Source organism: Bacteroides mucinivorans (genome assembly GCF_034654355.2).
Taxonomy (GTDB): Bacteria; Bacteroidota; Bacteroidia; order Bacteroidales; family Bacteroidaceae; genus Bacteroides; species Bacteroides nordii.
Genome location: NZ_CP178179.1, coordinates 4,934,085 through 4,947,343, shown reverse-complemented (window position 1 = coordinate 4,947,343; position 13,259 = coordinate 4,934,085). Strand labels below are relative to the sequence as shown.

11 protein-coding genes are annotated in these 13,259 nt (G+C 39.2%); 6 read left to right on the top strand and 5 right to left on the bottom strand.

Annotation, left to right across the window (positions count from 1 at the left end):
* Positions 1-6: 6 nt before the first annotated feature.
* Positions 7-606 (bottom strand): thymidine kinase, encoded by a 600-nt coding sequence (locus VCM39_RS18830; RefSeq protein WP_002559191.1) that lies wholly within the window; start codon positions 604-606, stop codon positions 7-9.
* Between the two features lie 113 nt (positions 607-719).
* Here VCM39_RS18830 and VCM39_RS18825 point away from each other — a divergent pair, with 113 nt between their 5' ends.
* The 6 genes from VCM39_RS18825 to VCM39_RS18800 all read left to right on the top strand — a co-directional run bounded on the left by VCM39_RS18825 (position 720) and on the right by VCM39_RS18800 (position 4,964).
* Complete coding sequence (locus tag VCM39_RS18825) at positions 720-1,295, top strand: hypothetical protein (protein ID WP_322933667.1); 576 nt, start codon at positions 720-722, stop codon at positions 1,293-1,295.
* Positions 1,296-1,308: 13 nt separating this feature from the next.
* A complete protein-coding gene (gene rsmI / locus VCM39_RS18820; RefSeq protein ID WP_322933668.1) occupies positions 1,309-1,983 on the top strand; it encodes a 16S rRNA (cytidine(1402)-2'-O)-methyltransferase in 675 nt (224 codons plus the stop codon).
* A gap of 35 nt (positions 1,984-2,018) precedes the next feature.
* Entirely contained in the window at positions 2,019-2,876 is an 858-nt protein-coding gene (locus tag VCM39_RS18815) for a hypothetical protein (RefSeq protein WP_007483952.1), read from the top strand.
* Positions 2,876-3,568, top strand: a complete 693-nt coding sequence (locus VCM39_RS18810; RefSeq protein WP_321029039.1) for a YjjG family noncanonical pyrimidine nucleotidase — start codon at positions 2,876-2,878, stop codon at positions 3,566-3,568. The genes VCM39_RS18815 and VCM39_RS18810 overlap by 1 nt, the downstream gene beginning before the upstream one ends.
* 58 nt (positions 3,569-3,626) lie before the next feature.
* Complete coding sequence (locus tag VCM39_RS18805; protein ID WP_002559196.1) at positions 3,627-4,271, top strand: MarC family protein; 645 nt, start codon at positions 3,627-3,629, stop codon at positions 4,269-4,271.
* A gap of 183 nt (positions 4,272-4,454) precedes the next feature.
* Positions 4,455-4,964, top strand: coding sequence for a hypothetical protein (locus VCM39_RS18800; protein WP_322933669.1), 510 nt, complete (start codon positions 4,455-4,457; stop codon positions 4,962-4,964).
* A gap of 348 nt (positions 4,965-5,312) precedes the next feature.
* On the opposite strand, the gene VCM39_RS18795 is transcribed toward VCM39_RS18800, so the two are convergent.
* From VCM39_RS18795 to VCM39_RS18780, 4 genes are all read right to left on the bottom strand, one after another.
* A complete protein-coding gene (locus VCM39_RS18795) occupies positions 5,313-7,148 on the bottom strand; it encodes a thiol protease/hemagglutinin PrtT (RefSeq protein WP_322933670.1) in 1,836 nt (611 codons plus the stop codon).
* 131 nt (positions 7,149-7,279) lie between these two features.
* Positions 7,280-8,200 (bottom strand): hypothetical protein, encoded by a 921-nt coding sequence (locus VCM39_RS18790; RefSeq protein ID WP_321029042.1) that lies wholly within the window; start codon positions 8,198-8,200, stop codon positions 7,280-7,282.
* Positions 8,201-8,235: 35 nt separating this feature from the next.
* Positions 8,236-9,885: a RagB/SusD family nutrient uptake outer membrane protein gene (locus VCM39_RS18785; protein ID WP_322933671.1), complete on the bottom strand. Its 1,650-nt coding sequence runs from the start codon at positions 9,883-9,885 to the stop codon at positions 8,236-8,238.
* Positions 9,886-9,909: 24 nt separating this feature from the next.
* Complete coding sequence (locus tag VCM39_RS18780) at positions 9,910-13,080, bottom strand: TonB-dependent receptor (RefSeq protein WP_321029044.1); 3,171 nt, start codon at positions 13,078-13,080, stop codon at positions 9,910-9,912.
* Positions 13,081-13,259: the final 179 nt, after the last annotated feature.

Here is a 13,259-nt window from a genome sequence, read left to right as displayed (position 1 = left end):
GATCTTTTATCCTTTTTCTTTATCTTCTTCTAAAGCACGCAAATAGCACTCGCGGCACAAGGGCTCATACTCGGCTGTTTCTCCCAACATTACTTGCTTGTCGTTTTTTACAGTTCGATGTGAAAAGGAAGCCAATTGGCCGCACTTAACGCAAATGGCGTGTACTTTTGAAACTTCATCGGCTATGGCACACAGTCCGGGCATTGGCCCAAAAGGATTGCCCTTAAAATCCATATCCAGCCCGGCAATGATTACTCTTATCCCATTATTTGCCAGTTGATTACATACATCGATCAGACTGCTGTCGAAAAACTGTGCTTCATCTATACCTACTACATCAATCTCAGATGTGAATAATAATATACTGGCTGACGAATCAATAGGAGTAGAGGAGATTGCGTTACTGTCATGTGAAACGACATCGGCTTCGGAATAACGCACATCAATAGAAGGTTTGAAAATTTCTACACGTTGGCGAGCAAACTTAGCACGTTTGAGACGACGTATTAACTCCTCTGTTTTTCCCGAAAACATAGAGCCGCAAATAACTTCTATTCTTCCTCTTCTTCTGGTTTCCTGTATGTGATCTTCTGAAAATAATACCATGATTTAGTGTGTTATATTTGGTTGCAAAAATAACACTTTTGTTCGCTTTCTGATGTTTTTTCATTATTTATTTCTACATTTGCGGCATCTACAAAAAGGTAAACAAGAAGAGTATGCAAGCACTATTGACCAACATAGAATTGGATATCCAGGAGCTAAAGTACCTGATGGAGGCTTTCGAACGTGAGCCTAATGGGACCTTACGCGAAGTGCTGAAGCGGAATGTTCTGCAAATGCGTGATAGGTTGGATCAAATGTTGACAGAGCTGGATACTGTACAGAAGCCTGTTGAAGAAGAGATCATTCAACCCATTCTAACAGAAAAAGAAGTAGAAGAAACTGTTCTCGAAGAGGTGGAAGAAGAAAAAGAGGCTTTACAAGTAGTAGAGTCTCAAGCCCCAATAGAGGTGCAGGAGACAATAAATATTGTTTCTGCAGGATCTATATTGGGAGAGCGTATCAGACCGGTGACGGATTTACGGCGATCTATTAGTTTGAATGATTCTTTCCGCTTTTCGCGTGAATTATTTAATGGTGATAGTGAACAGATGAATCGGGTTATAGAGCAGATCTCTGAGATGAGTTCTTTGGATGCTGCCATTGCTTTTTTGTTATCAAAGATAAATGTGGATGAAGAGAATGAGGCTATGATTGATTTTCAGGAACTTCTCAAAAAGTATTTTAATTAATCCGATAATGAATATGGGAAAATTATACGTAGTACCCACGCCGGTAGGAAATCTGGAGGATATGACCTTTCGGGCTATCCGGATACTGAAGGAGGTTGACCTCATTCTGGCTGAGGATACACGTACTTCCGGAATATTGCTGAAACATTTTGAAATAAAGAATGCAATGCAATCTCATCACAAGTTTAATGAACATAAAACGGTAGAGAGCGTTGTTAATAGAATAAAGGCTGGTGAAACGGTGGCTTTGATTTCGGATGCTGGTACGCCTGGTATTTCTGATCCGGGGTTTCTTGTGGTACGTGAATGTGTGCGTAATGGTATTGAAGTACAATGTTTGCCAGGAGCAACAGCTTTTGTTCCGGCATTGGTAGCTTCAGGATTGCCTAACGAGAAGTTTTGTTTTGAAGGCTTTCTCCCCCCAAAAAAGGGACGTATGACGAAGCTAAAGTCTCTTGTAGAGGAACGCCGTACGATGGTGTTTTATGAATCTCCCCATCGTTTGTTGAAAACACTGACACAGTTTGCGGAATATTTTGGTCCGGAACGTCAGGGCAGTGTGTCCCGGGAGATTTCTAAAGTCCACGAAGAGACTGTTCGTGGTAATTTGACTGAACTGATCGAGCATTTTACCGAGACTGATCCCCGTGGTGAGATAGTAATTGTAATTGCAGGAATAGACGATTAAATAACTTCATTTAAAAAACGTAAAAACGTAAACGTATGAAAAAGTTAGCAGTTTTAATTGTATGCGCGGCCATGTTGGCTTCGTGTGATGGCTTTAAAGGTGGTAGTAAAGACCTTAAAGCTGAAAATGATTCTTTATTGATAGAGCTGACACAGCGTAATGCCGAGTTGGACGAAATGATGGGAACATTTAATGAAATTCAGGAAGGTTTCCGCCAGATAAACGATGCTGAGAGCCGTGTAGACTTGCAGCGTGGCACAATAACAGAAAATTCATCATCTGCAAAACAGCAGATTGCTTCTGATATTGAATTTATTACTAAACAAATGGAAGAGAACAAAGCTCAGATTGCTAAATTGCAGGCTATGTTGAAGAGCAGTAAGAACAATTCTGCTCAGCTGAAGAAAGCGGTTGAGTCTTTAACTCAGGAGCTGGTTGCCAAACAACAACGTATCGAAGAATTACAGGCTGAACTTGCTTCTAAAAATATCCGTATTCAGGAATTGGATGCTGCTGTTAGTGGCCTTGCTGCTGACAAAGAGTCTCTTGCTGCTGAAAATGAAGCAAAAGCTAAGACTGTGGCAGAACAGGATAAAGCAATCAATGCTGCATGGTTTGTATTTGGTACGAAGTCAGAATTGAAGTCTCAGAAAATTCTTCAAAGTGGTGATGTATTGAAAAATGCAGATTTCAATAAGGATTATTTTACTCAGATTGATATCCGTACCACTAAAGAAATTAAATTATATTCAAAACGTGCAGAGTTATTAACTACTCATCCTGCCGGTTCTTATGAATTGGTAAAAGATGATAAGGGACAACTGACTTTGAAGATTACAAATCCAAAAGAATTTTGGAGTGTATCCAGATATTTAGTTATCCAGGTTAAATAATGAAGTATAAAAATCTCTTTTTTGATTTAGACGATACACTTTGGGCATTTTCGGCAAATGCACATGATACATTCGAAGAGATGTATTATAAGTATAAGCTGGATGCTTTCTTTGATTCCTTTGAGCATTTCTATTCGCTTTATCAACGGCGTAATATAGAATTGTGGATGGAATATGGTAACGGTCAGATCACAAAAGAGGAACTCAATCGTCAGCGCTTTCTGTATCCCCTTGAGGCAGTGGGCGCTGGCGATTCTGCTTTAGCGAAAGCATATTCAGATGACTTTTTTGCCGTTATCCCAACTAAAAGGCGGTTGATGCCTCATGCGAAGGAGGTGCTTGATAAACTGGCTTCGCGCTATAATCTCTATATTTTGTCCAATGGCTTTCGCGAACTTCAATATCGTAAAATGTGTTCCGGGGGAATTGAATCTTATTTTAAAAAAGTAATTCTTTCAGATGACATTGGACTTTTAAAACCAGCTTCTCAGATCTTTCATTTTGCACTTTCGGCTACTCAATCAGAGTTGCGTGAATCATTGATGATCGGGGATAGTTGGGATGCCGATATCGTAGGGGCCAATGGGGTAGGGATGCACCAGGCCTTTTACAATGTTTCCGGCCGTACCGAATTTTCTTTCCAGCCTACTTATCAACTGCAAGACCTGAAAGATTTGTTGGAAATATTGTAGTATTTATAGATAAGTCGTACTTTTGCGTTGAAAAATAACGTATAAAGATACAACTGTTATGGAAACTCTTTTGCCTTTTGCTTTACTGTGTTTTACCTCCTTTTTTACGTTGACAAATCCTTTGGGTACGATGCCTGTATTTCTGACGATGACACATGGAATGACGGATAAAGAGCGGCGTGCAATTGTGCGACGTGCAACGATTGTATCTTTTCTTACCCTAATGGTTTTTGTGTTTGCAGGGCAACTCCTTTTTAAATTTTTTGGTATCTCTACCAATGGATTCCGTATTGCTGGTGGAGTCATTATCTTTAAAATTGGTTTTGATATGTTGCAGGCACGCTATACGCCTATGAAGTTGAAAGACGAAGAGATCAAAACTTATGCCGATGATATTTCGATTACCCCTTTAGCTATTCCGATGTTGTGTGGACCGGGTGCTATTGCCAATGCCATTGTGCTGATGGAGGACTCTCACACTATCGAAATGAAAAGTGTTCTGATAGGGATGATTGCATTGATTTACTTTATTACTTTTCTTATTCTTCGTGCTTCAACCCGCTTGGTTAAGGTTTTGGGTGAAACGGGTAATAATGTAATGATGCGTTTAATGGGACTTATCCTGATGGTGATTGCTGTGGAGTGTTTTGTCAGTGGATTAAGACCTATTTTAGTCGGGATATTGAAAGAGGGAATGATGTAGGGAAAATAATTATATAAGTAGTACTTCATATTTAATTTATACTATGGTAGCTTTTTATTGCCACGTGAATGATCGCAGATTAGATGGCTTGCTGTATTGGAGGTGTGAATTTGCGATAATCTGCGTTTCAATGATATTATCATTTAATTAAGATATAGTACTTATTTTAAAAAATCAATTATTATGAAAACATTATTTTATTTCATTAGTGGCTGTTTGTTGTTTATTTTCTTCTCTTGCGATGAGTCTATAAATCGATTAGAAGTATTTTCTTCTCTTGATCCGGATCCAACTCCCATTCTTCCATGCGAGGGTTGTTTGCCAAAGGATACTTTTCCTGAAAAGCCAATAGTTCCACTTACTGATTATGAAAAGGGATATCAAGATGCAATAAATGAAGTTATAGAACATTTATTGGAGTATGCTAAGATAGAAAAAGTATATTATGTAGTGTATCATATAGATCGTGGTACTGGTAACGTGGTGTCATCTTATGATTTAGACGGATTATGGCTATCTTTCCTTAATGTAGATTCTTGGGTGAAAGATAGAATTCGTTTTATTAATTCATATGATATTAAAAATGAAACTATTATGGAATATATGAAAGGATATTATTGGGGATTAAAACATACGTTATATGATGGGCAGATGCCAATTCTAAAGACTGATTTTTTTAATAAACTTGGTTGATAAATCGGATATCTGCAATAATGGGTAACGAGAGTAGCCTGTTTGTTTTCCGGAGTCCATCTTGCAAAAATGTCAGTTGACCAGTTCGATCCTTCTTGTCCCCCCTCCATCAATGAAGTATAACCACTATCATATACATAGCCTCCGATGGAAAAAGCTGTATTGATGTTGAGATCAAATCCATAAACTGTCAAAGAGGTAGATAAACCACCATATACATCGGGAAGGTTACTTTTATGCTATAAATATGTTGAGTAATATTACGAGAAAAACCGGTAAATACGAAAGCAGTAGATGCCCGATTTACCGGTTTGCAATACTTCAATAAGTATTCTTCTTAATGATGTATCATTTCTTTATGAATTTATTACTGATAACTCCTTCTGTAGTAAGAACCTTTAGTATATAAATACCAGGAGTATAACTCTCGCAGGAGAAAGTAAATTCTTTTAGTTGAGGACATTCTATCGTTTCCAACAAACGTCCTTCCATATCATAGACTGTAAGTATTTTCATTGTCACAGAAGATTTTACGGTAATTTGATTATTGTTATTCAAAACAATAATATCCGGTGTGTTATCCTGTTCTATACTATTCAATCCAGTTGCCTCTTTTCTGACAATGATTTCAGTAGTTACATCTCGTCCGCCTTTCACTTTATCCCAGGTATTGACATCATTGGCCTTATACATTAACCAGATTCGATCCCCCGGTTCAGGAGTTTGAGTAATAGTACAACGAAGTCCGATTCCGGAACCCGATATACTTCCGTTACTATTCATTGCTTCCAGTTTGGAAAATGTATACTCATTAGATATAAATTCCTTCACATTTCCAGCTTTATCGACCAGTGCTAAAGCTGCTACTCCTGTGAAATTACGAATACCATAATTTGCTATGAATGCAGCAGTTACATCAAAAGTTGTTCCCGGAAGGAAGTCTGTTTCTGTAGTAGATAGTCCTGAATAAGCAACTCCCCCTGAAGTACCTTTGAAGAAAGCTAACATATCACGGTAACTTGAACCGGTTTCAGCTTTTTTTATACCAACGATTGCATTTTGACCAATGGAGAATCCTCCCCCTGTATTTCCTCCGATGCCTTGTTGGTCGGGTTCCAGGGTAGACAATAAATAGTACCCATTAGCCATGCCGCCCCATCCCCAATTGACATGATATCTATCAGCTCTATATCCATCGAAAACAAATTGGTGTCCTTCCTGTTTCGCGTTACTACCTCCATAGATGACAAGGCGTCCGGCATTCAACTCATTTTTCAAAATTTCATCCCACTCATCACTGGTATACCATTCCCGTTCTAATACAGCCAGACTTTTATCATATTTCATATAGTCTACCATTCCCCGGGCAGCTATCGGGGTGTAAGCTCCGCTCTCTTGTGGAGTATAGTTCATTTGGGAGAGCACGCCGCAATGATACATCAACCGTCCTACCGCATTGGCTTGCGTTGCTGTATATCTACCTTCCAGGTAAACATCGGGCATATCGTCCCAGGCATAAACCTTGTCATAAGTGACAGAAAGAGTTCTTTGATAAGTCCGTGTAGTATATGTACAGGTTGCTCCACTTCCCTGATCGGGCCAGCGATTGTATTTCATTGTAATAGCTAAAGCTGTTGCTACGCAACCCGTAGGGGCAACTACATTATCTATATTAGGACACAACTTATTATAAGGAGCATCCTGATTCCAAAGGGCTGTTGATAACAATACTTCTCCCTCTGTATCATCTGAAAGTGTTCCCCGCTGCAACTGATCCCAAAGGGCTGTAATTGATTTGGAAGGCGCAATATCTTGCTCTTTGGCCCAATTGATTTGTTCACGATAATACCCCATCCAGTCTCGCAGGCTGGAAGGCATATTTTCTACTGCAAACTTTCCGGTATAACTATACGCCAATACCGGAGTTACTGCATCGTCGCCCGCAATAATAATAAAACCTCCTTCGGAAGTACGATTAAAAACATAGAAAGCAGGGGCGGTATTGGTACGCGTTTGTACATCTTCGCCATTCCATACATATTCCAGACCTGTTTCTGCAGAACGAGTTGTTGTCCGGCCTCCAAAGAAATTTCGGGCCAATTGTTCTGCCTGTGATATTGTAACATTATCTCCCCACAAAAAAGAGGAGAAAAATAAAAAAAGCCAAAACAGATTACGTTTCATAAATATATTTTTTAATAAAATGGTTGCAATATCTGACAACGTTCAATTTTTAAATAAAAAATCCCCTTACTTTTTCTTGGAGCAAGGGGATTTCATTCTATCAAAGCTCAGCTATAATATAGCTTCTTTTGTTATTGAAGACTTGCTTTATAAGCATCAATACTGAGGTAGAGCTTTGTTTCATTCTTACTGGCCGGAGATGCCCCATCATTATCCTGAATGAAAAGAGAATTGAGTGGGAATGTTATTACGTCGTCTGTAATTGTACCTAATGGATAGGTTTTTATGTCATTCGACAAGTTTCCGTAAACACTTCCGATAACCATTTCTCCATAATTCAGATCCAAGCCCGTTTTTGCAACTTGCATAGATACTCCGTCAATCGTTGATGTCAGTACAAACAAACGATCCCCTAAGAAAGTTTCGTTATAAGGATATCCATCATAGATAACAGGATCTTTACTAATATAGAACTCTGCAGGTGCATAAGCATTATAGAAACGGTATTTTATTGAACTACCCAAATCGGCCTTTTCTATTTCAAGTCCTACTGCCATAGGGCTTACTCCAAAGAATGTTGAAACGGTACCATCAACATAAACTCCCATGCCAATGCTTTCCCATTTGATGCGCTGCATAACAGTTCTGGATAAACTTGCTCCCTTATACGGGTTAATATATTCAGAATCAAAAGTTATTTCAAAGCTGTATTCTGTTCCCATTTCTGCATTCGGGAAAGTTACTTCCAACGTTGTTTCAGATTCACCGGCAGCAAAAGAAACAGATTCAGGGATTACAAAAATATTGTCTGAATTAGATATAACTTTCACCGGCACGGTAACTGCTGCATCCGACTTGTCACGACCTACTGTCAGGGTTATTGACGTTATAGCCGGATCAAGTTCATAATTATAAGTATTGGTTTCAGAGAAATATGCGCCAACACAGTCCGGACTTACCGTTGGAGACGGGTCTCTCTCTACACTGTCAGAGCAAGCACCAAGAGCCCAAGATAGAACTCCGAATATTGCTATTTTGATATATTTTTTCATATTCTTCTACGTTATTAAAAAATCGATGATTATTATCAGTCTGTTACGCCATCTTTCAATCCGGTACCTTCTCCTGGCTGAGGTTGACGGCCGTCATTATTATTCGCAGACAAAGGAATACCAGCATTACTGTTAGTCTCGTCTTGTGGTATACGCATCAGCAACCAACCGTCATTAGATGCCATATTGAATGCAAAGTTATTGGGAAAGTTTGTAGTTACTGCACTGCTGACACGTACAATATTCTTGCCTAAACGCATGATATCAGCCATAGAGAATCCTTCACCCCAAAGCTCTACACGGCGCTGAAACCAAACTTCATTCTGGAAAGCAGTTGCATCTGCAGCAGTACATACATAATTAGGGTCACGCTCAGCCTTTACAAAATTCTCCAGAATTGTTTTACCTCCGGGCAGGTCTCCTGCCATGGCTGTAGCCTCTGCCTGAATCAGTAACATCTCTTCATAACGCATCATACACCAGTCGCCGGCATTCTTGTCATTACCTACTCCACCGTATTGTGCAAACTTTACATTAGTATAAGGGATGAACGGAACTTTTACATCCGGAATAGCCAGCGTAGCTATTTCATCGCCAATAGCATCTCCCCAGTTCAAACTGGCCAGATTATCTGAGTGTAGATTTTCGTCTACCCACCAGCCTTTACGTACATCAGTATGTGATATTTTTCTGTACAACAAGTTGTTAATAGCTTTATAGCATCCCTGTCCGGTAGCATAACCTTTGGCCGAGAAAGAACTGTATGCTCCCGGCCAGCTCGTGAGCTGACGGGCAATATTGGTTTCTGTTATAATAGCTGCCCATATCCAGTTGGGATCTTTGTGATCAATAAATGCAGGCTTTGAAACATCCTCACGGCTGTAAGGAGTGTAACCTTTCATAGCTTCTTTCGCATCAGATGCAGCGTCAGCCCAATTCTCCATATATAAATTAGCACGTGCACGAAGACCGTAAGCAACATTCAAATCCACTTCTGATTTTGAAGAACGGGTATAGTTCAGATTCTTTAAGATATTAATAGCATCCGTTAAATCATCCATGATTAACTTGTAGGCAGCCTCTGCAGTTGCACGTGGGTTGCTGGAAGGGTCTCCTTCCATAACATCGGTTACCAATGGAACTGTTGGTTTATCTTCATTCCCTTTATATTTAAATTGGAAATAAGGAACTAAACATAAGTAGTCGAATGCACGGACTGCTTTAGCTTGTGCTTTGTAGCGGAGCAATGTTGTATTCTCAGTGTCAGCAGGAATAGATTTCAATATATCATTTGCCTGCTTTATTTGATTGTAGAACAAAGCCCAGCGCATATAAGGGTTGGCATATGTATCACTACGATCAGAAAACTCGCTACATGTGCTAAACCAGTTATAGTCCGAGTTGCTTGCCACCATATCCGGTCCGTTCAAATCCTGAGAAAGACATACTGCCGGATAACCAAAGTCATCATCACGTGCAGAAGTGAACACATTTTTGTAGGCTGCTGCTATACTTGAAAACATACCGGTTACATCGGCTTGCAAGCGTTCGGGAATCATTTCAACAACTTCCTGTTTTTGTTCAGTTGTAAATGTTCCGCCTTCGGGGATAGTATCAAGATCAGCACAGGACGCGATCATTGTACCTCCTAAGATAAGGACTAAATATTTATTTGTCATTTTCATAATTTCATTGTTTAGTTATTAACATTAGAATTTCAAAGTAATACCACCGGAAATAGTTCTCAAAGCTGAATAATTAAAACTACCAGAAGTAGTAGAACTACCTAAGCCCCAATATTGACGTGGATCAAGACCTTTTCTTCCGGAGATAACAGCTAAATTCTCGCCGGCAACATACAGACGTAAACTTGAAACGCCCAATGTGTTCAACCAACGTTTAGGGAAAGTATATCCTAACATTACGCTATTCAGACTTAAATAATCCGAGCTGGTCAGGAATCTTGACGATTGTTTTTGATTGGTATTATCTGAAGCACAGAGACGTGGATAGTTTGAATTTGGATTTTCCGGCGTCCATGCCTTCAATACATCCTTGTGGAAGTTTGTTCCTGCCATGTCACCACGATGCATCAATGCCTCGTAAGTTCCATCGTACAATTTACCGCCAAGCTGATAAGAGAACTGAACAGAGAAATCTACACCATAAGCATTCAATTGCGTACCAAAACCGCCATATACTTTAGCTAAAGTGCTTCCTAAGTCAGATTGTTTTGCTTTTGAATAGTCATTCGTTGTTGTATAGTCACCATTATCAGGATCTATATAATACAATGCCTGGCCATCTTTAGGATCTACACCTGCATATACGGGTAAATAGGAGTTGTATAAAGAACCGCCAACACGATAAATAGCATTACTGTATTTTATACCACCGTTTCTTTTAGCAGACTCGGCAAGATCAGTTATCTTGTTTTTGTAATGAGTTGCATTGATGTTAGCAAGCCACTCTATATTATTATTTTTATAAAGAACTCCATTCAAATCAACTTCAATACCTTGATTAACAATAGAACCTACGTTCATCGGAATTGTAGCATATCCCATAGAGATAGGTACTGGCTGATTGTAGAGTAAGTCAACTGTTTTACGATTAAAATATTCTACCGTACCATTCAAGCGGTTACCAAAAAATTCGAAATCAAAACCGGTATTGAATGCATACGAAGTTTCCCAGGTAATGTCTTTATTTCCTTTATAACTGAATGAAACAGCAAAATCTCCATTACTATTGGTTACAGAATATTGATCAGCATATGCATAGTAATTTCCTAAATTATCATTACCCTGGATACCATAACTTGCCTTAAATTTCAGCATATCTATCCAGCTCACATTACTCATAAAGTTCTCTTTATTGATGAGCCATGCAAGACCCACGCTACCAAAGTTACCCCAACGGTTGTCCGGGTGGAAACGAGAAGAAGCATCACGACGATAAGAAGCACTAACAAAGTACTTTTCATCATAATCATATTGAACACGAGCCAGATAACCCATGGTGGTATACTCATTGGTGAAAGAAGCTACACGCGGAGGAGATGCAATTGCATTATTCAGTTCGCCGATAGTCGGATTATAGATTTTAGTATTACTACCTTGTAACTCCTGAAGTTTCAGATTGTATGATTCATAACCCACCAAAACGTCAAAGTTGTGCAGATCGGCAAAAGTTCTCTTATAAGATGCCAAATACTGTTGGTTGATTGCAAATTCACGATAATGAGCCACATAAACAGCTCCGCCACTACTTACACTTGAACCATAGAACGGATTTGATAACTCGTTACTACGCTGGTTACGTACGTTTGCACCAATATTAGCCGTGATAGATAAGCCCTCGATCGGAGTTAATATTGCATACCATTTGCTGTTTATTACGTCAGTATAAGCATTTTGCTTATCCAGATCCAGTGTCCCCAATGGATTACCAGACATACTTGGACGCACAAAATTGGTAGAAGAACCAAAGTCATAAACAGTTAATCCACGATGATCTACCTGGATGCTTCCATCCGCGTTACGTACATATACGGGATAAATAGGAGCAATCATATTGGAAAGCTGGAACAAGTTACCACTTGATCCCCATGTAGTCTGTCCGGAAGGTGACTGTATATTATAATAGGTATATGCTACATTAGCACCTACTTTCAACCATTTTTTTGCCTGATAATCTGCTTTTGCACGTCCTGTGAAACGAGTAAAACCTGAACCTGGGATAATACCGGAATCATCCAGATAACCAGCAGACATATAATAATTCAACTTATCCGATGCTCCTGCAACAGATACATTGTATTCCTGACGAAGGTTTGAATTGCCGAAAGCTTCATCGTACCAATCATCCGGTTTATAATAATACTTTCCATCCGAATAACCCAAAGTCGCATTCGGGTTAAGCTTAAAGTTTGTACCAATCAGTTTTTCTCCATCTGGAACGGTATATACTAAATAGCCCAAACCACCATTTTTATCATCAAGCAATGCAGCATCAGCATGTGCATAGCCTTCAGTTGCACTACCACCATTATATACTTTTGAATTGTACAACGCACGATACATTGTTTCATAGTACATAGCCGGGTCACTCATTACATCATAATTAGGAACCGCCCGGCGGTTAGAACCCCATTTGGCATCTACTGTAATAACCGCTTCCTTGGAATCAGCCTTTTTAGTTGTAATCAAAATAACACCGTTAGCACCACGCGCACCATAGATCGCATTTGCAGCAGCATCTTTCAGTACAGTCATGCTTTCGATATCTTGTGGATTGATAGAAGAAATACTCCCGTCAAAAGGAATTCCATCTACTACATACAATGGAGAGTTACTTGCACTCATAGAACCAATACCACGGATACGAACAGTTGCAGCACTACCCGGTTGACCATTACTTGAAGTGGTTTGTACTCCGGAAACCTGACCAGCCAATGCATTCGTAACATTTGAAACAGAACGTTCCGCCAGTTTATCAGCTTTCACAGTAGATGCAGATCCGGTAAATGATGACTTTTTCGCCGTACCATATGCTACTACCATTACTTCGTCAATCATCTGTGAATCGGACTTAAGTATAACTCTCAGATTCGGTTTAATAGCCACCTCTTGCGTCTGCATTCCGATGTAAGAAATTTGCAAAGTCTTTGCAGAACTTGGTACGCTCGACAAAGTAAAATTACCATCTACATCAGTGATGGTACCCAAATTGGTACCTTTTACTAATACAGAGGCTCCAACAACTGGTTGCCCATCTTCTTCAGAAATTACAACACCTGTAATCTTCTGAGTTTGGGCAGTTACTAGACCTATGCCTACAAAAAGACAGGTCAATAACAGCATTAATTTTCTTTTCATAAATTCTCTCTTAAAGTTTAACTTTACATTAATTGTTTCTTTACTCTAACAAAATGCAAATATATTAATAAATATGAAACGAGCAATTGTTTTTGTAAAAAAACCATGTGTTAATAACAATTTGTTATCAAAAGGTGTAAAATAATGCTTAACAGCATATAATCATGGATTAAAAAACC

Excerpts from the sequence above, each read along its gene's own strand:
- VCM39_RS18815 (WP_007483952.1), top strand. The coding sequence starts at position 2,019 with ATGAAAAAGTTAGCAGTTTTAATTGTATGCGCGGCCATGTTGGCTTCG.
- VCM39_RS18805 (WP_002559196.1), top strand. The coding sequence starts at position 3,627 with ATGGAAACTCTTTTGCCTTTTGCTTTACTGTGTTTTACCTCCTTTTTT.
- VCM39_RS18830 (WP_002559191.1), bottom strand. The coding sequence starts at position 606 with ATGGTATTATTTTCAGAAGATCACATACAGGAAACCAGAAGAAGAGGA.
- VCM39_RS18780 (WP_321029044.1), bottom strand. The coding sequence starts at position 13,080 with ATGAAAAGAAAATTAATGCTGTTATTGACCTGTCTTTTTGTAGGCATA.
- VCM39_RS18795 (WP_322933670.1), bottom strand. The coding sequence starts at position 7,148 with ATGAAACGTAATCTGTTTTGGCTTTTTTTATTTTTCTCCTCTTTTTTG.
- VCM39_RS18785 (WP_322933671.1), bottom strand. The coding sequence starts at position 9,885 with ATGAAAATGACAAATAAATATTTAGTCCTTATCTTAGGAGGTACAATG.
- VCM39_RS18790 (WP_321029042.1), bottom strand. The coding sequence starts at position 8,200 with ATGAAAAAATATATCAAAATAGCAATATTCGGAGTTCTATCTTGGGCT.
- VCM39_RS18825 (WP_322933667.1), top strand. The coding sequence starts at position 720 with ATGCAAGCACTATTGACCAACATAGAATTGGATATCCAGGAGCTAAAG.
- VCM39_RS18800 (WP_322933669.1), top strand. The coding sequence starts at position 4,455 with ATGAAAACATTATTTTATTTCATTAGTGGCTGTTTGTTGTTTATTTTC.
- rsmI (WP_322933668.1), top strand. The coding sequence starts at position 1,309 with ATGGGAAAATTATACGTAGTACCCACGCCGGTAGGAAATCTGGAGGAT.
- VCM39_RS18810 (WP_321029039.1), top strand. The coding sequence starts at position 2,876 with ATGAAGTATAAAAATCTCTTTTTTGATTTAGACGATACACTTTGGGCA.